We start from the raw sequence: 19,478 nt of genomic DNA on the forward strand, positions 1-19,478 counted from the left end.
CGGCTAGAGCAGGAACTCGATGCCGTCCGGTGGGACCTCGACGCCTTCCCGCGCCACCTGGGCGCGGGCCCGGGAGGCCGGGTCGACCAGCGGGTTCGTGTTGTTGAGGTGGGTGTAGATCCGGCGGGTGCGGGGATGCCGGGCCAGGGCGGCCAGGCTGCCGTGCGGGCCGGAGACCGGGAGATGGCCCATGGCCGCCTGGCCGGGACCCGAGCGGACCGCCGTGCCCATCTCGTCGGCGCTGAAGAAGGTGCCGTCCAGCAGGACGCAGTCGGCCTCCGCGCACAGCTCGTCCAGGACGTCGCTCCAGGCGCCGACGCAGGGGGCGTAGAGCAGGACTCCCCCGGTGGCCAGGTCCTCGATGCGGTACGCCGTGACCCAGCGGCCGTCGGCCTCGGCGAGCGCGGCCGGGACGTACTTGGGGGCCTTGGCGCCGACCGGGTGGGCGGTCACGACCAGGCCGCCGGCCAGCACGAAGCCGCCGTCCGCCATGCTGTCGGCCCACTGCCAGGGGGCGTAGCGGTCGAGGGCGCCGCGGACCGGGGCCAGGACCGTCAGGACCGGCGGTGCCGCGTAGACCTTGAGGTCCGGCGCCCCGCGCAGCACGGTCAGGCCGGTGACGTGGTCGGCCTCCGCGTCGGTGAGCAGCACACCGCGCAGCGGGGTGTCCCGGGCGCCCGGTCCCGGCCACAGGGCGGCGGTGGCGGTGAGCTGGGCATGGATGTCCGGGGAGGCGTTCAGCAGCCACCAGTCCCGGCCGTTGCCGGTCAGCGCCACGCACTCCTGGCCGCGGGAGGGCAGCTTGCCGTCCCGGGCGGCGGCGCACAGCCCGCAGGCGCAGTTCCACTGCGGAAAACCGCCGCCGGCGGCGGTGCCCAGCAGGACGACCCTCACGACGATCCGCCCCTCTCGGTCTCCCCGGCCCCTGCTGGGATCTTCCCTCAGGACGGGCCGCGCTACCCGCGGGTGGGGGGAACTTCCGGCCGTCCTTCGGGAGGCTGCCGGTCCACCGGCCGCCGCGGCGGGATCGGCTCCGAAGCGAAGTCGCGCGGTCCGGTCCACAGCGCCGGTACGGCGTCGCAGCGGCGGCACAGGTCGTAGGCCACGGCCTCATAGTTGACCCGCCAGCCGTGGAAGTGCGGCCAGGCCTGCGCGGTGCCGCGCTCGGCGTGGAAGCCCGTCTTCTCCAGCATGGCCACGGCCGCCTCGAACTCCGCGTAGGTCAGCTGGATGGGGGTGTCCGGGGCCGGGTCGGTGTCGAAGTCCGCCCGTACGGAGGCGGCGATGTCGCGCAGCGCGGTGAAGCCGGCGCGCAGAACCAGCCGGGCCTCCGGCGGGGCGGTGCGCGGGGTGAGCGCCAGCTGGAGGGCGGCCGCGTCCATGACGGCGATCAGGCCGACGAGCCAGCTGCGGTAGGGGCGGGGCGAGCGGAACGCCAGCAGCACCGGGTAGGTGGCGTGGCTCTCCCCCATGTCCGCGGCCAGCCGCTCCCAGGACCGGTACAGCTCGGGCAGCGCGGTCTCGGTGTCGACCAGCCACTGCCGGGCGAGGATCTCCGGGCCCCAGGCGGGCTCGCCGGCCCGGGACTGCAGGAGGGTGACCTCCAGTTCGCGGCGGTTGTAGGCGGCGTACAGAGTCGGCAGGTAGGCGATCTGCAGGGCGATGACGACCGGGCCGGTGGCGGCGGCCACGAAGTCCAGCGCGGACAGCCGCAGCCGGGCGCCGTTGGCGAAGCCCAGGGTGAACAGGCTGGAGCCGGCCTCCCGGAACGCGGTGCTCCAGGACAGCGGGGAGAACGCGTACAGCAGCATTCCGAAGCCGAGGAACGCCCCGCCCAGCCAGGCGGCGAGCATGCCGATCAGCATCAGCGGGGCGAGCCAGGTCTGGACGCGGTCGATGGCGCGGTAGCCACCCCGGTGCGCGACCAGGCAGAGCACCCGGCGCAGGGTCGACCACAGCCGGTACACCAGCACGGAGTACAGGCCCCTGGGGACCACGAGGGTGCGCAGGATGCTGCGCAGGACCAGGATCAGTACCAGTCCTCCGGCCACCCCCGAGATCCATTCCATGGCGCCATTCTGGCCCGCGGGGCGGGCGTGCGGTGACCGGAGCCCCGGGTCAGCCCGCCGGCCGGGCGAGCAGGGTGCGCACTCCCTCCGAGGTGAGCGTCAGGGCGTGCGCCGAGCTGCCGTCGATGGCGAGGGAGAGGTTCTCCTCGGGCCACTGCGAGGCGAGCGCGCCGAGCGGGACCACCCGGTAGCGGGAGACCGTCGGCAGCAGGCCGGTCAGCTCCCCTTCCGAGGTGAACACGGGGACGACGGGGTCGCCGTCGGGCCGTTCCAGGACGGGCAGCGCGATCATCGCGGGGTCGGCGGCCTCCCCGGCGTCGTCCGGCACCGGGACCAGCACGTCGCTGTGCGCGAGCGTGTCCAGGGCGGTGCGGTCCTCGGCGTTCACGGCCAGCGTGTCGAGCGCCCGCTGGGCCGGCGTCGGGATGTCGTCGTGTGCGGGTGTCTCCATGGCAGATCCCCAGGTAGGTGGTGGTACGGGCCGCGGGGTCCGGCAGGGCGCCGGGCGGCCACGGCACGCGTACCCGGTCCGGGCCGGGGCATGCGCCGGGACCACCAGGGCCTTCGGGTGGGCTTACGGGGCAGTGGCGGCGGTGTTCCGGCCGCAAACCGCCCGACCGGGTGGCCGCGGCGGAACGGGGGGTGGTGCGGAGGCGGTTCCCGCTGGCACGTGCCTCGCGCTCCGTCCCCCGGCGGCACTCCCCGCGCGTGTCCGGGGGTAGGGGTAGCCGCGGAAGGTGACGGTCCGCATACGGTCCGTCACCCGTGCGACAGGAGAGAAGGAAAGTCATGTCGGTCGAGACCGGTACGGCACCCGCGGCGGACGCCGAGGAGCGGGAGCAGCAGAGCCTCGGTACCGCCGCGGCGCGGAACCTCACGACGACGACCAAGTCCGAACCCCAGATGCAGGAGATCAGCTCCCGGTGGCTGACCCGCACCCTGCCCTGGGTGGACGTGCCCGGCGGCACGTACCGGGTCAACCGCCGGCTGTCGTACCTGGTCGGCGACGGCCGGGTGACCTTCGTACGGACCGGGGCGCAGGTCAGCGTGATCCCCGCCGAGCTGGGCGAACTGCCGTTGCTGCGGGGCTTCGAGGACGGCACGGCGCTGCAGGCGCTGGCGGCCCGGTTCGAGCAGCGGGAGTACTCGCCGGGGCAGGTGATCGTGTCGGCCGGGCGTCCGGCCGACCATGTGTATCTGGTCGCGCACGGCAAGGTGGAGCAGATCGGCGAGGGCCCGTACGGCGACGAGGCGGTCGTCGGGCTCCTCGCGGACGGCGACGCCTTCGGCGGCCATGTGCTCGCCGGGCCGGACGGCGTCTGGGACTTCACGGCCCGCGCGGCGACGGCCACGACCGTGCTGGCGCTGCCGCACACCGCGTACCTGGAGGTGGCGGGGCTCCACGCCGACCTGCGGGCGCACGTGGAGCTGGCGGGTCCGGACGGGCACCGGGACACCAACGCCTTCGGCGAGGCGGAGGTCGCGCTGAGCGCGGGCCATGTCGGCGAGCCGGACATCCCGCACACCTTCGTGGACTACGAGCTCGATCCGCGCGAGTACGAACTGAGCGTGGCCCAGACCGTGTTGCGCGTGCACTCCCGGGTGGCCGACCTCTACAACCGGCCGATGAACCAGACCGAGCAGCAACTCCGGCTCACCGTGCAGGTGCTGCGGGAGCGCCAGGAGCACGAGCTGGTCAACAACCGGGACTTCGGGCTGCTCCACAACGCCGACTACGACCAGCGGATCTCCACCCACTCGGGTCCGCCGACCCCGGACGACCTGGACGAGCTGCTCGGCATGCGCCGCGACACGACCCACCTGTTCGCGCATCCGAGGGCGATCGCCGCGTTCGGCCGGGAGTGCAACAAGCGCGGTCTGTACTTCGGCAGTGTGGACTTCAACGGCCACCATCTGCCGGCCTGGCGCGGTGTGCCGCTGCTGCCCTGCGGCAAGATCCCGGTCTCGCAGGCCCGCACCTCCTCCATCATCGCGATGCGCGTCGGCGAGGAGAACCAGGGTGTGGTCGGCCTCTTCCAGACGGGTCTGCCGGACGAGGTGGAGCCGGGCCTGAACGTCCGTTTCATGGGCATCAACGAGCAGGCGGTCATCTCCTACCTGGTCAGCACCTACTACTCGGCCGCCGTCCTGGTCCCCGACGCCCTCGGCGTGCTGGAGAACGTGGAGGTGTCGCGCCGGGACTGAGCCGCCTCACCCCGGGGTGAGCAGCCGGCTCGGCTCGGGCCGCTCATGGACACCGCCCGAGCCGTCCGGCGACACCCGGTACAGCCGGGCGCCGGGCACCCGGCTCACCGTCTCCGTGAGCTCCCCGTCGGTGAAGAGCGCGGCCGCCCCGTCGTCCAGGGCCCACCCGGCGGGCAACCGTCCCTGGGCCACGGCCTGCCGGTAGGACGGGCGGCGGCCCGGCTCGCCGTCGTAGTGCGGGCAGACGGAGCCGGGCAGCAGCCCGAGTCCGTCGGTCAGGTGGGTCAGCGGTCCGAAGGAGTCGGTGTGCGAGCCCTCGGCCCAGCAGTTGGCGCCCGCGCTGATGCCGCACAGCAGGGTCCCGCCCGCGTAGGCCTCGCGCAGCAGCCGGTCCACGCCGTGCGCGCGCCAGACGGCGAGCAGGTTGGCGGTGTTGCCGCCGCCGACGTACACGACGTCCTGGGCCAGCAGGTGGCCGCGGAGCGCGGAGTCGTCCAGCTCTCTGCGGAACAGGGACAGTACGGACGGTTCGCAGTCGGTGCGCGGGCCGAAGAGGGCGCGGAACCGCTCGACGTAGGCCTCGGCGTCGCCGCTGGCGGTGGGCAGGAAGCAGACCCGAGGGCGGCGGACGCGGGCGTGGGCGAGGGCCCAGTCGTCGAGCAGGCCGTCGTCGTCCGTGGAGAAACCGCCGCCGAGCAGGACCAGCCGACCGGTCATGGGCCCGGCTCCCCGAGGAGTTCGGCGACCGTCGTCACCCGGATCAACGGGCGGTACAGGTCCATCAGGTGCAGCGCCTTCGCGTGGGAGTCGTCGTCCGCTCCCGCGCAGGCGTCGGCGACGACCACGACCTCGGTCCCGGCGTCGGCCGCCGGCAGGGCGGTGGACAGGACACAGCAGTCGGTGCTGACGCCGGTGAGGACCAGCCGGCCGTGCGGGGCGGTGAGGGCGGCGAGTTCGGGGGTCCACTTGCCGAACGTCGGGGCGTCCAGGACGACTTCGGCCTGCTCGGCCAAGTCGCCGGTGAGGCGCCAGAGTTCGGCGTCCGGGGGCTGGAGCGCGAAGGGCCACTGCGCGTAGTAGGCCTGCCAGGCGCCGGTGGGGTGCTCGGGGGCGATGAAGCGGGTGAAGACGGTGCGGTGCGCGAAGGCCGGGAGCAGGCGTCGTACGCCCGCCGCCGCCTCGGTGTAGCGCGGGGCGGCCCAGGGGCCGGCGGGGTCGGCGAAGACGTGCTGCATGTCGATGACGGCCAGCAGGCCGGGCGGGGCGGGCGCGGCGTTCATACGGCCGTCACCGGTGCACTCGGCGGCTCGGCCTCCTGGGCGCGGACCCGGCCGCGGGCCAGGGCCAGGGTGCCGAGGAAGCCGAGCGCCAGGGCGGCCAGGACGCCCAGGTTGGCGTACGCCCAGGCGCCGGACTTGCCGCCGAGGCCGAGCGGGCCGAGCAGATAGCCCTGCCAGGTCAGCCAGCTCGCGGCGGTGTTGGTGACCAGGCCCCAGCCGAGCGCGGTGGCGGCGAGGGTGAGGAGCAGCGGCGCAAGCGGTACGTCGCCGTAGCGGCCGGCGGGGCGGTAGAGGTCCGCCTCGTCGTAATCGCGGCGGCGCAGAGCCAGGTCGGCGAGCATGACGCCGCACCAGGCGGCGATCGGCACGCCGAGGGTGGTGAGGAAGCCCATGAACTGGCCGAGGAAGTCGTCGGCGAAGAAGACGATGTAGACCGAGCCGGCGATCATCAGGACGCCGTCGACCAGGGCGGCCAGGTAGCGGGGCACGGGCAGGCCCGCGGAGAGCAGGGCGAGGCCCGAGGAGTAGATGTCCAGGACCGCGCCGCCCACCAGGCCGAGGACGGCGACGACGGCGAAGGGCACCAGGAACCAGGTGGGGAGGATGGTGGTCAGCGCGCCGATGGGGTCGGCGGCGATCGCCTTGTTCAGGGCCGGGGAGGAGCCCGCGAGCAGGAGGCCGAAGAGCAGCAGGAGGAGCGGGGCGACGGAGCCGCCGAAGGTGGTCCAGCCGATCACGCCCCGGCTGGAGGAGGTCCGGGGCAGGTAGCGGGAGTAGTCGGCGGCCGCGTTGACCCAGCCGAGGCCGAAGCCGGTCATCATGAACACCAGCGCGCCGATGAACTCCTGGGCGGAGCCGGCCGGGACGGCGCTGACGGTGGCCCAGTGGATGTGGTCGGCGACCAGGACGACGTAGACGATCGTGAGCACGCCGGTGATCACCGTGATCACGGTCTGCAGCCGCATGATCAGGTCGAAGCCCATCACCCCGCCGACCACGGTCAGGGCGCAGACGACTATCAGGGCGACCACCTCGGTCTCGGTGCCGCCGCCCCAGCCAAGCCGGGTGAAGACGGTCGCGGTGGCCATGGTGGCGAGGGCGATGAGGACGGTCTCCCAGCCGACGGTGAGCACCCAGGAGACGACCGAGGGCAGCCGGTTGCCGCGCACGCCGTAGGCGGCCCGGCTCAGGACCATGGTGGGCGCCGAGCCGCGCTTTCCGGCGACCGCGATGAAGCCGCAGAGCAGGAAGGAGGCGAGGATGCCGAGGACTCCTGCGGCCAGCGCCTGCCAGAAGGAGATGCCGAAGCCGAGTGCGAAGGCGCCGTAGCTCAGCCCCAGGACGGAGACGTTGGCGCCGAACCAGGGCCAGAACAGCGTGCGCGGGGTGCCTTTGCGGTCGGCGTCGCCGATCACGTCGAGCCCGTGGGTCTCGACCTGGAGCTGTCTGCCGGGTTCCCGTGTGTCCGCCATCGTCGACCCATCCGTCCAGGTGTGTTGGCTGGAGGCTAGGTCGGCCGATCTCGGGGGTCAAGGCGAATTGATCAGCCGACGGCGGGGTGCGCCGGACCCGGGCACGGCCGGCGCACCCACCGGGACCTGCGGCTCCGTCAACTGTGGGGGCCGGCAACCCGATTGGCCCACCCCGATTTGACACCGCCAGGGCCCCGCCCCAACCTATGGTCATGAAATCCATTTTCAACAGGAGGGGCGACTAGCGATGCGCGTGGCCTTCGTCGGGAAGGGCGGCAGCGGCAAGACCACCCTGTCGGCCCTGTTCACCCGGCATCTGGCGCTCTCCGGCGCGCCGGTCGTCGCCATCGACGGCGACATCAACCAGCACCTGGCCCACGCCCTCGGCCTCGACGAGGACGAGCCGTTCGGCGCGCCGCCGCTGAGCGCGCGGACCGGCGAGATCAAGGACTACCTGCGCGGCACGAACCCGCGGATCGCGTCCCGGGAGGCCATGGTCAAGACGACCCCGCCCGGCCGCGGCTCCCGGCTGCTGCGCCTGCTGGGCGACGACGAGGTGCACTCCCACCACGTCCAGGAGGTCGGCGGCGTTCCGCTGATGGTCACCGGGGCGTTCGCCGAGAGCGACCTCGGGGTGGCCTGCTACCACTCCAAGCTGGGCGCGGTGGAGCTGTACCTCAACCATCTGGTGGACGGGCCGGGCGAGTACGTGGTCGTCGACATGACGGCGGGCGCCGACGCCTTCGCCTCCGGTCTGTTCACCCGCTTCGACATGACGTTCCTGGTGGTCGAGCCGACCCGCAAGAGCCTGTCCGTGTACCGCCAGTACCGGGACCACGCGGCCGAGTTCGGGATCCCGGTCGCCGTGGTCGGCAACAAGGTGACCGGCGCGGACGACCTCGCCTTCCTGCGCGAGCGGGTCGGCGACGACCTGCTGACCCACTGCGGGCTGTCGCCGCACGTCCGCGCGCAGGAGCAGGGCCGCGCGGGCGGTGCGCTGGAGCCGGACAACTCCCGGGCCCTGGACCGGCTGCGGGCCGCCGTGGACGCGCGCGGCAAGGACTGGGACGTCTTCCAGCGGCACGCCGTGGAGTTCCATCTGCGCAACGCCACCGCCTGGGCCGACGCCGCCACCGGCCAGAACCTGGCCGACCAGGTCGACCCGGAGTTCCGGCACGGTCCTGCGGCGCTGCCCGCGTACGCCTGAAACCGACCTTCTCGTTCACGCCACCCCCTCCGACTGCCCCCCCTCCGAATACCCCCTGAAAAGAAAGGGCCATCGCCCATGTCGCTCGACGTCTCCCCGCAGTTGCTCGCCGAAGCCGAGACCGGTTCGGTGCGGGAGGAGGACTTCGTGGAAACCGTCCGTACGTCCCTGCCGTACGCGTACGACCTCATCGCCCGGCTGACCACCGAACTGCGCGGCGGAACCGCCGAGTTCGCCGACAACCAGACCCCGCCGCCCTCGGAGAGGGAGCGCGGGCAGCTGCTGCGGGCGCTGTCCTCCGACGCGATCCGGAGCAGTCTGGAACGGCACTTCGGGGTCGCCCTCGCCTTCCAGAACTGCCACCGGGTCGCGGTGTTCCCGTCCGGGGCGCGGGGCGGGGAGACGCACACCCGCTTCACCTCGGCGCGCTCGCAGATCCTCAACCAGTCACCGGAGTTCCGCGACTGCTGAGCCGTCCGCCGGGCGGCTCCACGAGGGCCGCCCGGCAGACCATCCACCAGGTCAACGAGCCCGCCGGGGGGAAGCTCTGCGGCCGCTGCTGCTCGCCCAGTACCTCCAGATCGTGCCCCGCGCCCCCCGTTTGGACGCTGACGCCGATGTTCGTGACCCGGGTGGCCGGTCTGATCACGGACAAGGTCGGCGGCGGCCGGCTGATGGCCCTCGGGATCGCCGCCCTGAGCACGGTGTTCGTGACCTACGGCAGCACCGAGGGCCCGCAGCAGTTCGTCGACGGACTGCACCCTGCCGTGTGGGTCGGGGTCGCGGTGGTCTTCTTCGGCGCCCTGTGCGCCCTGTGCATCCCGCGCCGTCCGCGTCCAGCGGACGAGCAGGCCCGCGCCCGCACCCCGGGTGGAGGCACCCCGCCGGGGTTCCTCCACCTCCGCCCGCTCAGCCCGCCCAGCCCACTCAGCCCGCGATGATCTCGGCGAACCGCTCCGCGCCCACGTTGCCGCCGGACAGGACGACCCCGATCCGGCGCGGCAGCGGCGTCACCCGGCGGGCGAGCAGCGCGGCCAGACCGCTGGCGCCGCTCGGCTCCACGACGGTCTTCAGACGCTCGAAGGCGAACCGCATCGCGTCCCGGATCTGCTCGTCGCTCACCAGCGAGATGTCGTCCACCAGACGCCGGTTGACGGAGAAGGTCAGCTCGCCGGGGATGTCGGCCGCCTGGCCGTCGGCGATGGTCCTCGGCACCGGGATCGACACCCGGTGCCCCGCCGCCAGCGACCGCCTGGTGTCGTCGCCGGCCTCCGGCTCGACCCCGACGACCCGGATCCCGGGCAGCAGCCCCTTGGCGGCGGTGGCGCTGCCCGCGATCAGCCCACCGCCCCCGACGGGCACCACCAGGGCGTCCAACTCACCCACCTCCTCGATGAGTTCGAGAGCGGCCGTGCCCTGGCCGGCGATGACGTGCGGGTGCTCGTACGGCGGGATGAGCGCGAGCCCGCGGTCGGCGGCGAGGGCCTCGCCGATCGCGACCCGGTCGCCGGTGTAGCGGTCGTACGTCACGATCTCCGCGCCGTAGCCGGCGGTCGCCTCCAGCTTGGCGCGCGGGGTGTCCTCGGGCATCACGATGACGGCGGTGGTGCCGAGTTCGCGGGCGGCGAGGGCGACGGCCTGGGCGTGGTTGCCCGAGGAGTAGGCGGCGATGCCCTTGGCCAGCTGCGCGGCGGAGAGCCGGGACGCGGCGTTGTAGGCGCCCCGGAACTTGAACGCGCCGATGCGCTGGAGGTTCTCGCACTTCAGGAAGACCTCGGCGCCGACCAGCTCGTCCAGGGTACGCGAACGCAGTACGGGGGTGCGGTGGGCCACTCCCTTGATCCGCGCGGCCGCGTCGTGCACGTCCCGGAGGGTCATGGGCGGGGTGTCGGTCATCTTCGTCCTCCGTTCCGGGCGCCGGCGAGCACCGGATGGGCGTCGGTCGTCTGGAATTATTGTCTATCATCTGGACAGGAAGTCCAGACCCGATCCCGGCGGGGGTATCCATGGCACACGGACCGGCAGCGGCGGCGGGCGGCGGGGCCACCGCGCGGGCCGAGCAGGACGCGATCATCACGGCGCTGACCCCGGTCGTCGACGGCATCGTGGCGACCTTCGGCTCCTTCTGCGAGGTCGTGATCCACGACTTCCGGCGCCCGGAGCGGTCCGTGGTCGCCCTCGCCGGGTCGGTCACGGGCCGCGGGGTCGGCGGGTCGATGAGCGAGATCGGCATGAAGCTGCTGGCGGCCGGGGACGAGGCGGCCGACGAGCTGAACTACCTCACCCGCACCCGGGACGGGAAGCTGGTCAAGTCCTCCACGATGGTGCTGCGCGACTCGGCCGGTACGGCGTTCGGGGCGCTGTGCGTGAACCTCGACGTCACCGCGGTGAGCCAGGCGCACACGCTGCTCGGCGGCCTCGCCGGGGTCACCGCCGTGCCCGAGACGGCGCCGACCACGACGTTCGGCGACGACATCACGGCCGTACTGGACTCGATCGTCGACGCCCGCCAGCTCCGCCAGAACAAGCCCTGGCCCCAACTCACCCGCGCCGAACGCCTGGAGCTCTTCCGCGACCTCGACCGGCAGGGCGTCTTCGCGGTGCGCGGGGCGGTCCAGCAGGTCGCCGCACGCCTCGGCATCTCCCGGGCCTCCGCCTACACCTACCTGGGCGCGACCCGCACCGGCTGACCGCCCCCGAGGCCCCTCACGCCGGCCGGCGGCGTCACCCGATCTCGACGACCCGTGCCCAGGCGGGCGGTGCGTCCGGTACGTAGTCGGGGTCGGACTCGCGGTACGCCGTGCCGGTGTGCGGACGGGGAAACAGCCCGACCACCGTCCGGCACGGGGGCTGTGCCTCGGGCCAGGGGGTCTGCCCGTCGGTGAGGGCCACCACCACGTCCGGTGCCGGCCGCCCGCGCAGCGCCGTGGCGAAGCCCGCGCGCAGGTCCGTACCGCCGCCGCCCACCAGGGGAATCCCCTCCGCGCGGCACAGCGGATGCGCGGTCCGGGCGGCCGCGTCGCAGGACACCACGCTGACCAGGTCGCGACGGCCGCCGACTGCGCGGGCGATGGCGGCCACCTCCAGCAGGGCGCTGCCCAGTTCGGCGTCGCTGACGGAGCCGGAGGTGTCGATGACGACGGAGACCCGGGGCGGGCGGCGGCGCAGGCTGGGCAGGACCACCCCGGGCAGGCCGGCCGAGCGGCGCGAGGGGCGGCCGTAACTGTAGTCGTCGCCGGCGCCCGCGGCGGAGGTAGCCGAGCGGACGGCCGCGCCCAGCAACTCCCGCCAGGGCTGGGGTGGATGGAACACCTCCTCCGCCCAGCGCCGCCAGCCCTGCGGGGCGCTGCCCGGGCGGCCGGTGATGGCCTGGGCCACCCGGAACCGGACTCCGTCGCGTTCCTGGTCGCTCAGGCCGTGTGCGCCGTCGGGACCCAGGTCCCACTCCCGGGCCCGGCCGTCGGCGCCGCTGCCGCAGTCCAGCCAGGCGATGTCCTGGGTGAGCGGTCCGAGCCGGAACTCACGCAGGTAGTCCTCCATCAACTGGCCATCGGTCAGCCGCAGCATGTGCGGCCGGACGGCGCCCCGGGGCTGGACGAGTCCGTCGCCGTAGGCGTCGTCGTTGATCTCCAGGTCGGCCGCGATGTTCATCCGGAGCCGTTCGCCGGCCCCGGTCAGGCCGCGTTCCCGGGCTACCCGGTCGCTGCGCGCGTGGTGCTCGCGCAACAGGTGCGACACCTCGTGCACCCACACCCCGGCCAGGTCCTCCTCCGGCATCAGGTCGACGAACGCGGGCGAGACATAGCACCGCCAGTGGGCGTCGACGGCCATGGTCGGCACCTGGCGCGACTCCACGACGTGCAGGGCGAACAGCGCCGTCGCCAGGTAGGGGCGGGCCCGGGCGGCCTGCAGCCGGGCGGCGTAGAGCTTGTCGAGGTCCAGTGCCCCGGTCGGGTCCGCGGTCATCGGCCCGCCTTCGCCGTGATCCGCTCGGCGGCCCGGCCCGCGGCCCGGTCGGCGCGTCGGGACACGGACACCGCTCCGGCCAGCCGCTCGATCTCGGCCGGGACGTCCCAGTCGTCGCGGCGGAGCGCGGCCAGGGTGGTGGCGGGGACGACCACCAGGTCGGGGGCTCCGGTGTCCAGCGCGCGGACCAGCACCGCCCAGGCCGCCTCCCAGCGGGCCCGATCCGGCCGTTCGCGGACCGCGGCGACCACGCCGTCGAGGACGGCCTGGCGCAGGTCGCCGCGCTCGGGCAGGTCGGCGGCGCCGGGGTCGGCGAGCAGGGTCTCGGGGTCCGGGAGTTCCAACCGGTCGACGCTCGCCAGGAGTTCGAGCCCTGGACCGTCCCCCACCGTGCCCCTGACCAGTAGGGAGAGCACGTCCCGGGAGGATCCGGCGGCGTGCGCGAAGGCGACCAGGCGCAGGGTCATGTCCCAGCTGCGGGGCGAGGGCCAGGCGCCGCCCCGGCGGACCTCACCGCTCGGCAGGCGGTGCACGAGCGTGGGGCGGGTGGCGAGCAGGCCGCACACCGCGCGGCGCGCGAAGTCCACGGCGGCGGGCAGCCGTTGCGGGTCGAGCCGGGGCAGGGTGGCCCGGGGCCAGGTGCCGCCGAGGCCGCGTACGACGACCTCGTGGTCGTGGGCCCACTGCAGGTGCACGAAACGGTTGGCCAGCGGAGGGCTCAGCTCCCAGCCGTCGGCCGCGGAGGACCGCGGGTTGGCGGCGGCCACGATCCGTACGCCGGGCGGGAGTCGCAGGGCGCCGACACGCCGCTCCAGGACCAGCCGGAGGAGGGCGGCCTGCACGGCCGGGGGCGCGGTGGACAGTTCGTCGAGGAACAGCAGGCCCCGGCCGGCCTTCACCAGCCGGATCGCCCAGTCCGGCGGGGCCATCGGGACGCCCTGGACGGCGGGGTCGTCCCCCACGACGGGCAGCCCGGAGAAGTCGGACGGCTCGTGCACGCTGGCGATCACGGTGGTCAGCGGCAGTTCGAGGGTCTCGGCCAGCTGGGTGAGGGCGGCGGTCTTGCCGATGCCGGGCTCGCCCCACAGCAGGACGGGCAGGTCGGCGGCGACGGCGAGGGTGAGCGCCTCCAGCTGGATGTCGGTGCGGGGTTCGGTGGAGGAGTCGCCGAGCAGGGTCAACAGGGAGTCCGCGACGGCGAGTTGGTCAGTAATTCGGGTGGGCATGTCTGATCACCTTGGGGTGTGAGAAGGCAAGGGGGTGCGAGAAGGCAAAGGGGTGGGACTCAGCGCCGGCCGGCGGGGCGTGGGCCCAGGCGGGGGTCGCGGCGCTCGCGGTGCCGGGTGCGGACGGGTGCGTCGCGGGATCCGGCGAGGCCCGCCCGGTAGAGGCCGTAGTCGATGCGCCGTCGCGCGGCCGACTCCAGTTCGTCCTTCAACGGGCCGTCCCGCAGGACGGCTTCGGGGCCCAGCAGCTCCTCCACGACGGCGAGCGCGCCGGCGACGTCCCCGTGGTCGAGGCGTTCGCGGACGCCGGTGAGGCAGTCCGGGCGGCGGTGTGCCGCGTCGATGACCCGCAGACAGGGCAGCGGGGGGCCGCCGAACGCCATCAGCAGCTCCTCCCGCCGCAGTTCGTCCGGGGGGTGGTCCAGCGGGGACAGCACCCCGTCGACCAGGCCGATCCGGTGCCGGGCGCCCCGGCACTCCACGAGGCGGGCCTGCCCGGCCGGGTCCGGGCGCCGGTCGCGGGCGGCCGGTACGTGACCGGGGACGAGCGCGGCGGCGACCAGCGGGTGCAGCCGGTCGGCGTCGATCAGTCCGGCGCGCAGCAGTTCCAGGTCGGGGAGGATCCAGGTCGCCGCGTCGGGCAGCACCGGCAGCGCGCCGGTGTCCTTGCCCCCGGTGCCGGTGGTCGCCGTTCCGTCGGCCGTGACGTGCAGGGCGAGCCGCTGCCGGCCGCCCAGGCGTACGACGACGCTTCCGCTGCCCCGTCCTTCGGCGCGCAGCACGATCCGGGCCTCGTCCGCCCAGCGGCCGGTGGCGCACGGCGACGGTTCGCCGTCGGCGGGCTGGTCGGCGCCGGAGCGGGTCCGCAGGTCGCCGGCGACGCCCGCGTGCCAGAGGTGGCGGTGCAGGTCGAAGCGGAACCGCCGGCTGGGCCGCGGGTGCGGATGCCCCCGGGCGGCGGGCTCGCCCGGCGTGCCGTCCCAGAGCGCCAGGCTGATCCGCTGCCCGGCGTCCGCCCAGGCCGGTGGTGTCCGGGCGACGAGATACAGGGAGCTGTCGCCGACGTCGTGGCGGGCGAGCGCGACGGTCAGCCCGGGCCGCAGCAGCCCGTCGGGGGCGACCCTCGGCAGGTGCCAGCGCAGCAGGTCGGGAGCGAGCCCCCGCAGGTCGGCCCGGATCCGCCGCACCACGTCCCGGCCCCGGGTGCGGGCCAGGCGGCGCAGGTCGAGATCGACGTCGAAGCCGGCGGCGGCACAGGCGCCCGCCCAGTCCCCGGCGGTCCGGCGGGCGGTCGCGGTGTCGATCATGGCGGGCGGTACGGCGAACTCCCGTACACGCTGCCAGAGGGAGAGACGGGTGTCCCCGTGCGCGGGATGAGTGGCCATCAGCACTCACCTTGCGCGGACGGGACCCCCATTCTGTGAACAGAGTGAGTGGTCATCACGGGGAGCGTACGACGTCCCCTCCCCCGTCGGCGAGCCAATTACTGCCCCGGTCCGCGCGTGACGCGGATCACCCCGGTCAGGTGCAGCGTTCCGCGGGCTCCAGGGCCTTTTCCCAGGTGTAGGCAGCCGGGGAGAGCGGGGACCGTGGGAATGGAGCAGGCTCGGGCCGGTGAGTACGACGAGTTCGTGGCGGCCCGCTGGTCGGGGTTGTTCCATCTGGCGCGTCTGCTCACCGGTGGCGATCGGCATCGGGCCGAGGATCTGTTGCAGGAGTCCTTGGTCAAGTTGTGGTTCGTCTGGCCGAAGATCGCCGACGAGGCGCCGGAGGCGTACGTCCGCACGGTGCTGGCCCGGGCGGCGGCGCGCTCGGCGCGGCGGCGGTGGTGGGGCGAGCGCCCCGTGGAGGAGCTGCCCGAGGTCGCGGCGGCCGGTGACATGTCGGCGCTCGTCGCCGAGCGGTCCCGGCTGGAGGCCGCGCTGGCGCTGCTGACCCCGCGTCAGCGGGCCGCGGTCGTCCTGCGCTACTACCAGGACCTGCCGGACCGGCAGGTCGCCGAGGTGCTGGGGTGCCCGGTGGGCACCGCCCGGTCGCACGCGGCGCGGGGGGTGGCCCGGCTGCGGGAGCTGCTGTCGGACGTCATCGAGCCGGTCGGCTGAGGGAGAGGTCATGGATCACTTCGAACGGCAGTTGACGCGGTTGATGCGGGACGACCGGGAGGCGACGGCGTTCCAGCCCCGGCACCGGGAGCGGCTGCGGGCCGGGGTGCGGGCGCGGCGGCGCGCCCGGGCGGCCCGGCGGGCGGCCGGCGGTGTCCTCGCGGTCGCGGGGCTCGGCCTGGGCCTCTTCCTGTGGCCGCACGCGGACGCCCGCGACGAGCCGAGCGCGCCCCACCCGTGGCCCACCGTCAGCCCCACTCCCGGCTCGACCACGGCTCCGGCTCCGGGCCCCTCCCCCAGCGCACCGTCCTCCGGCGCCACGACCTCGGCCCCGCCGCACACGAACACGTCCACGCCCGAGGACACCCCGACGGCCATCGACGGGTATACGGCCTCCTCGTCGACCCCGTCCGCGACGGCGACGGCGGACCCGAGCACGACCCAGGGCGCCACACGGGGCACGTCCGGGGGCGACACCGCCACCACGTCACCGCCGTCGGCGCCCGTGACCGAGGGATCCGACCCGTCGGGCGGCGCGTCGGCCTCGGTCGGCTCGGCCGGCTAGCCGGCGGTCCCCCGTCCCCCACCCCCTCGCCGGGTGTGCCCTCGGCATGCCCCGAAATCGAGAACGAATGCGAAAGAACGCCATGAAACACCCTCAGGTCACCCTGCCGATCGCGGCTTCCCAGCCCCTCCCACACCCCGACGAGCCAGTCCTCGACCTGGCCGTTCCGGTGTTCAACGAGGAGCGGGACCTGGAGCCGAGCGTGCGCCGGCTCCACGCCCATCTGCGCGAGACGTTCCCGTACCCCTTCCGGATCACCATCGCCGACAACGCCAGCACCGACACCACCCCCGTCGTCGCGGCGCGACTCGCGGCCGAACTGCCCGAGGTGGCGTTCCTACGGCTGGCCGAGAAGGGCCGCGGCCGGGCGCTGCGGGCCGCCTGGTCGGGCTCGTCGGCGCCGGTCGTCGCCTATCTGGACGTGGACCTGTCGACCGGGCTGACGGCGCTGCTGCCGCTCGTCGCCCCGCTGCTCTCGGGCCACTCCGACCTCGCCGTCGGCACCCGGCTGGCGCCCGGCTCCCGGGTGGTGCGCGGGCCCCGGCGGGAGGTGATCTCCCGCTGCTACAACATCCTGCTGCGCTGCACCCTGTCCGTGGGGTTCTCGGACGCACAGTGCGGGTTCAAGGCCGTACGGCGGGAGGCGGCGGAGCAACTGCTGCCGCTGGTACGGGACTCCGCATGGTTCTTCGACACCGAGCTGCTGGTGGTCGCGGAGCGGGCCGGGCTGCGGATCCACGAGGTGCCGGTCGACTGGGTGGACGACCCGGACAGCCGGGTCGCGCTGCTGTCCACGGCCCTCGCCGACCTGCGCGGCATCGCGCGGCTCGGACGGGCACTGGCCCGGGGCACGCTGCCCCGCCGGGGACGGCCGTTCCTGGCACCGGCGGTCCTCGTCGCGCTCACGCACCTCCTCCTGTACGCGGCGCTGCGCCCGGCCGCCGACGCGCAGGTGGTCAACGCCCTTTCACTGCTGGCCTGTTGGGTCGTCGGGCAGACGGTGTGCGGCCCGCTCCCGCCGCCCGCCCTGGCCACCCGGCTGGCCCTCACCGCCGGGGCGCTCGCCGCCCTGCGGCACGCGGTGCCCACCGCCGGACACCGCGCCGAACTCGCCGTGCTCGCCGCCGTCCACCTGCCCCTCGTCCTGGCACGGTCGGCGTCCGGGCGGAACCGGACGGAGCTCACGGCCCCATGACGACCCCCGTGGACACCCCGCTCCCGACGCTGCCCGCGGCACCCGCCTCCGGGATTCCGGAAGCGCCCGGCTTCCGGGAGCGCATCCGCCGCTACGGCCCGGCGCTCGCGATGTACGGCGTCCTGAAGCTCGTCGGCTTCGGTTCGTTCATGTATCTGCTGGACTCGGCCGGCGACTTCCGCAAGAAGCATCCGCGCTTCGGCGGCGGCGCGCACGTCTGGGACGTGCTGGGTACCTGGGACGGCTGGTGGTACCAGCAGATCGCCCTGCACGGCTACCACCCCGCGCTGGTCCCGGTCCCCGGCGCCACCGGCCTGATCACCCTGCAGGGCAACTCGGCCGCGTTCTTTCCGCTCTACCCGGCGCTGATGCGGGTGGCGATGGAGGTCACGGGGCTCGGCCCGTTCGGTGCCGGGCTGCTGGTGTCGGTGGTGGCCTCGTTCGCGGCGGCGCTGGGCATCTCCGCAGTCGCCGACTGGTTCGGGGGCCGGCGGGCGGGGCCGGCGGCGGCCGGGCTGTGGGCCGTGTGGCCGGGCTCCGGTGTGGAGTGGGCGGTGTACTCCGACTCGCTGTACGTGGCACTCGCCGCCTGGGCCCTGTACGCCGTGCTGACCCGCCGCTGGCTCACCGCCGGTGTCCTGACCTTCGCCGCCGGTCTCAACCGCCCCACCGCGGTCGCGCTGATCGCCGCGCTCGCCCTGGCCGCGCTGCTCGCGCTGCGCCGCCGCGAGGACGGCGTCGCCCGTCCGCTGACCGCCCTGCTCATCGCCCCGCTGGGCCTGTTCGGCTACCTGGGCTGGGTGGGCCACCGCATGGGCGACTACGGCGGCTACTTCAGGCTGCAATCAGGCGCGTGGGGGCACGAGTTCGACTACGGCAGGCAGACCCTGGACGTCCTGACGTCCGTCCCCGTGGGCCACTTCTCGTATCTCTTCGCGCTCCCCTTCGCGGACGTCATCGGAGTCGGGGTCGTCCTGCTGGACCTCGCGCTGCTGCCGCTGCTGTTCCGGCTGCGGCCGCCGGCCGTGCTGGTCGTCCACACGGTGCTCACCCTGGCCCTGGTGCTGGGCAGCCAGCAGTACTTCGCGAACGTCTCGCGCTATCTGCTGCCCGCCTTCCCGCTGTTCGTCCCGCTCGCGGTGGCGCTGCGCCGGATCAGCCTGCCCTGTCTGTGCCTTGTGCTGGGCATGGCCGCGCTGGCCTCCGGCTCGTACGCGGGCTACGCCCTGTTCGAGCTCGGAGTGCCCTAGCGACCGCGCCCGGCCCAGCGGCGGCTCAGTCCTTCTTGACCGCCACCCCGCCGTAGAAGCCGATCTGCTCGGACCCCTCCGGCGGGGTGGCGTCCGGACGCCAGAACGGGACCTGGGTCACGCCGGGTTCGACCAGCTCGAACCCCTCGAAGAATCCCTCGACCCGGGCGCGGGGGCGCAGGTTCATCGTCGCGGTCGCGTTGTTGTAGACGGCCTGGGCGTCGCTGCGGTCGTCGGCGAAGTCGTCCGTGGCGTGGGAGAGCACCAGGAAGCTGCCGGCCGGGAGGGCGTCGCGCAGGGTGGCCACGATCCGCTCGGGCTCCTCCTCGTCCCGGACGAAGTGGAGGATGGCGACCAGGAACAGGGCCACCGGCTGCCCGAAGTCGATGATCCGGCGGACCTCGGGGTGGTCCACGACGGACTGCGGGTCGCGCAGGTCGGCCAGGACGATGCTGGTGGTGCCGGCCCGGCTGAGCAGCGCGTCGCCGTGGGCCTTCACGATCGGGTCGTTGTCGACATAGGCGACGCGGACGTCCGCGGCCAGCTCCTGGGCTATCTCGTGCACGTTCGGCGAGGTGGGCAGCCCGGCGCCGACGTCGAGGATCTGACGGACGCCGCTCTGGATGACATGCCGGACGGCCCGCTGCAGGAAGCCGCGGTTGGCCCGTACGGAGATCCAGACCTCGGGCGCGACGGTGGCGAGCTGGTCGCCGGCCTTGCGGTCCACCTCGTAGTTGTCCTTGCCGCCCAGCAGGTAGTCGTAGATCCGGGCCGGATGCGGCTTGCTGGTGTCGATCTCCACGGACCCGATGCCGTCCTGCGTCACGTGCGCTCCTCTCAACGACCGCCCCGGCTCCCCTTGGCCCACCGACGGCTGGCGACAGCCTTACACATCAACTTCGGTGCCCGCGCACCGAGTTCCCCCTGCCGGACGGCGGCCG

General features: G+C 74.0%; 20 protein-coding genes. 9 read left to right on the forward strand and 11 right to left on the reverse strand.

The window, feature by feature from the left end; all coding sequences use genetic code 11:
• Nucleotides 1-3: 3 nt before the first annotated feature.
• The 3 genes from pqqB to ACFZDK_RS45085 form a co-directional block, all read right to left on the reverse strand.
• Nucleotides 4-894, reverse strand: a complete 891-nt coding sequence (gene pqqB, locus ACFZDK_RS45075) for a pyrroloquinoline quinone biosynthesis protein PqqB (RefSeq protein ID WP_390982044.1) — start codon at nucleotides 892-894, stop codon at nucleotides 4-6.
• A 62-nt stretch (nucleotides 895-956) separates the two neighbouring features.
• Nucleotides 957-2,069 (reverse strand): hypothetical protein, encoded by a 1,113-nt coding sequence (locus tag ACFZDK_RS45080; RefSeq protein ID WP_390982046.1) that lies wholly within the window; start codon nucleotides 2,067-2,069, stop codon nucleotides 957-959.
• A 49-nt stretch (nucleotides 2,070-2,118) separates the two neighbouring features.
• A complete protein-coding gene (locus ACFZDK_RS45085; protein WP_390982048.1) occupies nucleotides 2,119-2,520 on the reverse strand; it encodes an SseB family protein in 402 nt (133 codons plus the stop codon).
• A gap of 338 nt (nucleotides 2,521-2,858) precedes the next feature.
• On the opposite strand from ACFZDK_RS45085, the gene ACFZDK_RS45090 reads away from it, so the two are divergent.
• Nucleotides 2,859-4,274 carry a family 2B encapsulin nanocompartment shell protein gene (locus ACFZDK_RS45090; RefSeq protein WP_390982051.1) on the forward strand — a complete coding sequence of 472 codons (1,416 nt, stop codon included), beginning with the start codon at nucleotides 2,859-2,861 and terminating at the stop codon, nucleotides 4,272-4,274.
• A 6-nt stretch (nucleotides 4,275-4,280) separates the two neighbouring features.
• Here the strand turns inward: ACFZDK_RS45090 and ACFZDK_RS45095 are convergent, their stop codons facing one another.
• From ACFZDK_RS45095 to ACFZDK_RS45105, 3 genes are read right to left on the reverse strand one after another with little or no spacing between them, the layout of a single operon-like run.
• Entirely contained in the window at nucleotides 4,281-4,991 is a 711-nt protein-coding gene (locus ACFZDK_RS45095; protein ID WP_390982053.1) for a Type 1 glutamine amidotransferase-like domain-containing protein, read from the reverse strand.
• The gene (locus tag ACFZDK_RS45100; RefSeq protein ID WP_390982055.1) at nucleotides 4,988-5,554 is read right to left on the reverse strand and encodes an isochorismatase family protein; all 567 of its coding nucleotides are present in this window, start codon (nucleotides 5,552-5,554) and stop codon (nucleotides 4,988-4,990) included. Before ACFZDK_RS45100 ends, ACFZDK_RS45095 begins: the two co-directional genes overlap by 4 nt.
• On the reverse strand, nucleotides 5,551-7,026 hold the full coding sequence (locus ACFZDK_RS45105) for a cytosine permease (RefSeq protein ID WP_390982058.1): 1,476 nt from the start codon (nucleotides 7,024-7,026) through the stop codon (nucleotides 5,551-5,553). Before ACFZDK_RS45105 ends, ACFZDK_RS45100 begins: the two co-directional genes overlap by 4 nt.
• Before the next feature lie 247 nt (nucleotides 7,027-7,273).
• Between ACFZDK_RS45105 and ACFZDK_RS45110 the strand changes: the two genes are divergently transcribed.
• The 3 genes from ACFZDK_RS45110 (at nucleotide 7,274) to ACFZDK_RS45120 (ending at nucleotide 9,174) form a co-directional block, all read left to right on the forward strand.
• Nucleotides 7,274-8,233, forward strand: coding sequence for an ATP-binding protein (locus ACFZDK_RS45110; RefSeq protein ID WP_390982061.1), 960 nt, complete (start codon nucleotides 7,274-7,276; stop codon nucleotides 8,231-8,233).
• Between the two features lie 78 nt (nucleotides 8,234-8,311).
• A complete protein-coding gene (locus ACFZDK_RS45115; protein ID WP_390982064.1) occupies nucleotides 8,312-8,704 on the forward strand; it encodes an SCO5389 family protein in 393 nt (130 codons plus the stop codon).
• 146 nt (nucleotides 8,705-8,850) lie between these two features.
• On the forward strand, nucleotides 8,851-9,174 hold the full coding sequence (locus ACFZDK_RS45120) for a hypothetical protein (protein WP_390982066.1): 324 nt from the start codon (nucleotides 8,851-8,853) through the stop codon (nucleotides 9,172-9,174).
• Here the strand turns inward: ACFZDK_RS45120 and ACFZDK_RS45125 are convergent.
• Nucleotides 9,161-10,129, reverse strand: a complete 969-nt coding sequence (locus ACFZDK_RS45125; RefSeq protein WP_390982069.1) for a threo-3-hydroxy-L-aspartate ammonia-lyase — start codon at nucleotides 10,127-10,129, stop codon at nucleotides 9,161-9,163. The two genes, ACFZDK_RS45120 and ACFZDK_RS45125, sit on opposite strands and share 14 nt — an antisense overlap.
• Nucleotides 10,130-10,239: 110 nt before the next feature.
• On the opposite strand from ACFZDK_RS45125, the gene ACFZDK_RS45130 reads away from it, so the two are divergent.
• Nucleotides 10,240-10,923 carry a PAS domain-containing protein gene (locus ACFZDK_RS45130; RefSeq protein ID WP_390982072.1) on the forward strand — a complete coding sequence of 228 codons (684 nt, stop codon included), beginning with the start codon at nucleotides 10,240-10,242 and terminating at the stop codon, nucleotides 10,921-10,923.
• A gap of 34 nt (nucleotides 10,924-10,957) precedes the next feature.
• On the opposite strand, the gene ACFZDK_RS45135 is transcribed toward ACFZDK_RS45130, so the two are convergent.
• From ACFZDK_RS45135 to ACFZDK_RS45145, 3 genes are read right to left on the reverse strand one after another with little or no spacing between them, the layout of a single operon-like run.
• Nucleotides 10,958-12,199, reverse strand: a complete 1,242-nt coding sequence (locus tag ACFZDK_RS45135) for a VWA-like domain-containing protein (RefSeq protein ID WP_390982074.1) — start codon at nucleotides 12,197-12,199, stop codon at nucleotides 10,958-10,960.
• The gene (locus tag ACFZDK_RS45140) at nucleotides 12,196-13,425 is read right to left on the reverse strand and encodes an AAA family ATPase (protein WP_390982077.1); all 1,230 of its coding nucleotides are present in this window, start codon (nucleotides 13,423-13,425) and stop codon (nucleotides 12,196-12,198) included. The genes ACFZDK_RS45135 and ACFZDK_RS45140 overlap by 4 nt, the downstream gene beginning before the upstream one ends.
• Before the next feature lie 59 nt (nucleotides 13,426-13,484).
• Entirely contained in the window at nucleotides 13,485-14,810 is a 1,326-nt protein-coding gene (locus ACFZDK_RS45145) for a hypothetical protein (RefSeq protein WP_390982080.1), read from the reverse strand.
• A 210-nt stretch (nucleotides 14,811-15,020) separates the two neighbouring features.
• Here ACFZDK_RS45145 and ACFZDK_RS45150 point away from each other — a divergent pair, with 210 nt between their 5' ends.
• The 4 genes from ACFZDK_RS45150 to ACFZDK_RS45165 all read left to right on the forward strand — a co-directional run bounded on the left by ACFZDK_RS45150 (nucleotide 15,021) and on the right by ACFZDK_RS45165 (nucleotide 18,537).
• Complete coding sequence (locus tag ACFZDK_RS45150; RefSeq protein ID WP_390982083.1) at nucleotides 15,021-15,527, forward strand: SigE family RNA polymerase sigma factor; 507 nt, start codon at nucleotides 15,021-15,023, stop codon at nucleotides 15,525-15,527.
• 10 nt (nucleotides 15,528-15,537) lie between these two features.
• Nucleotides 15,538-16,092: a hypothetical protein gene (locus ACFZDK_RS45155; protein WP_390982085.1), complete on the forward strand. Its 555-nt coding sequence runs from the start codon at nucleotides 15,538-15,540 to the stop codon at nucleotides 16,090-16,092.
• An 82-nt stretch (nucleotides 16,093-16,174) separates the two neighbouring features.
• On the forward strand, nucleotides 16,175-17,287 hold the full coding sequence (locus ACFZDK_RS45160) for a glycosyltransferase (RefSeq protein ID WP_390982088.1): 1,113 nt from the start codon (nucleotides 16,175-16,177) through the stop codon (nucleotides 17,285-17,287).
• Between the two features lie 110 nt (nucleotides 17,288-17,397).
• A complete protein-coding gene (locus tag ACFZDK_RS45165; RefSeq protein WP_390982214.1) occupies nucleotides 17,398-18,537 on the forward strand; it encodes a hypothetical protein in 1,140 nt (379 codons plus the stop codon).
• 25 nt (nucleotides 18,538-18,562) lie between these two features.
• Here the strand turns inward: ACFZDK_RS45165 and ACFZDK_RS45170 are convergent, their stop codons facing one another.
• Nucleotides 18,563-19,363, reverse strand: coding sequence for an SAM-dependent methyltransferase (locus tag ACFZDK_RS45170; RefSeq protein WP_390982091.1), 801 nt, complete (start codon nucleotides 19,361-19,363; stop codon nucleotides 18,563-18,565).
• Nucleotides 19,364-19,478 lie beyond the last annotated feature (115 nt).

This window comes from Streptomyces sp. NPDC007901, assembly GCF_042959465.1.
GTDB lineage: Bacteria > Actinomycetota > Actinomycetes > Streptomycetales > Streptomycetaceae > Streptomyces.

Excerpts from the sequence above, each read along its gene's own strand:
- ACFZDK_RS45080 (WP_390982046.1), bottom strand. The coding sequence starts at position 2,069 with ATGGAATGGATCTCGGGGGTGGCCGGAGGACTGGTACTGATCCTGGTC.
- ACFZDK_RS45085 (WP_390982048.1), bottom strand. The coding sequence starts at position 2,520 with ATGGAGACACCCGCACACGACGACATCCCGACGCCGGCCCAGCGGGCG.
- ACFZDK_RS45090 (WP_390982051.1), top strand. The coding sequence starts at position 2,859 with ATGTCGGTCGAGACCGGTACGGCACCCGCGGCGGACGCCGAGGAGCGG.
- ACFZDK_RS45095 (WP_390982053.1), bottom strand. The coding sequence starts at position 4,991 with ATGACCGGTCGGCTGGTCCTGCTCGGCGGCGGTTTCTCCACGGACGAC.
- ACFZDK_RS45100 (WP_390982055.1), bottom strand. The coding sequence starts at position 5,554 with ATGAACGCCGCGCCCGCCCCGCCCGGCCTGCTGGCCGTCATCGACATG.
- ACFZDK_RS45105 (WP_390982058.1), bottom strand. The coding sequence starts at position 7,026 with ATGGCGGACACACGGGAACCCGGCAGACAGCTCCAGGTCGAGACCCAC.
- ACFZDK_RS45110 (WP_390982061.1), top strand. The coding sequence starts at position 7,274 with ATGCGCGTGGCCTTCGTCGGGAAGGGCGGCAGCGGCAAGACCACCCTG.
- ACFZDK_RS45115 (WP_390982064.1), top strand. The coding sequence starts at position 8,312 with ATGTCGCTCGACGTCTCCCCGCAGTTGCTCGCCGAAGCCGAGACCGGT.
- ACFZDK_RS45120 (WP_390982066.1), top strand. The coding sequence starts at position 8,851 with ATGTTCGTGACCCGGGTGGCCGGTCTGATCACGGACAAGGTCGGCGGC.
- ACFZDK_RS45125 (WP_390982069.1), bottom strand. The coding sequence starts at position 10,129 with ATGACCGACACCCCGCCCATGACCCTCCGGGACGTGCACGACGCGGCC.
- ACFZDK_RS45130 (WP_390982072.1), top strand. The coding sequence starts at position 10,240 with ATGGCACACGGACCGGCAGCGGCGGCGGGCGGCGGGGCCACCGCGCGG.
- ACFZDK_RS45135 (WP_390982074.1), bottom strand. The coding sequence starts at position 12,199 with ATGACCGCGGACCCGACCGGGGCACTGGACCTCGACAAGCTCTACGCC.
- ACFZDK_RS45140 (WP_390982077.1), bottom strand. The coding sequence starts at position 13,425 with ATGCCCACCCGAATTACTGACCAACTCGCCGTCGCGGACTCCCTGTTG.
- ACFZDK_RS45145 (WP_390982080.1), bottom strand. The coding sequence starts at position 14,810 with ATGGCCACTCATCCCGCGCACGGGGACACCCGTCTCTCCCTCTGGCAG.
- ACFZDK_RS45150 (WP_390982083.1), top strand. The coding sequence starts at position 15,021 with ATGGAGCAGGCTCGGGCCGGTGAGTACGACGAGTTCGTGGCGGCCCGC.
- ACFZDK_RS45155 (WP_390982085.1), top strand. The coding sequence starts at position 15,538 with ATGGATCACTTCGAACGGCAGTTGACGCGGTTGATGCGGGACGACCGG.
- ACFZDK_RS45160 (WP_390982088.1), top strand. The coding sequence starts at position 16,175 with ATGAAACACCCTCAGGTCACCCTGCCGATCGCGGCTTCCCAGCCCCTC.
- ACFZDK_RS45165 (WP_390982214.1), top strand. The coding sequence starts at position 17,398 with ATGTACGGCGTCCTGAAGCTCGTCGGCTTCGGTTCGTTCATGTATCTG.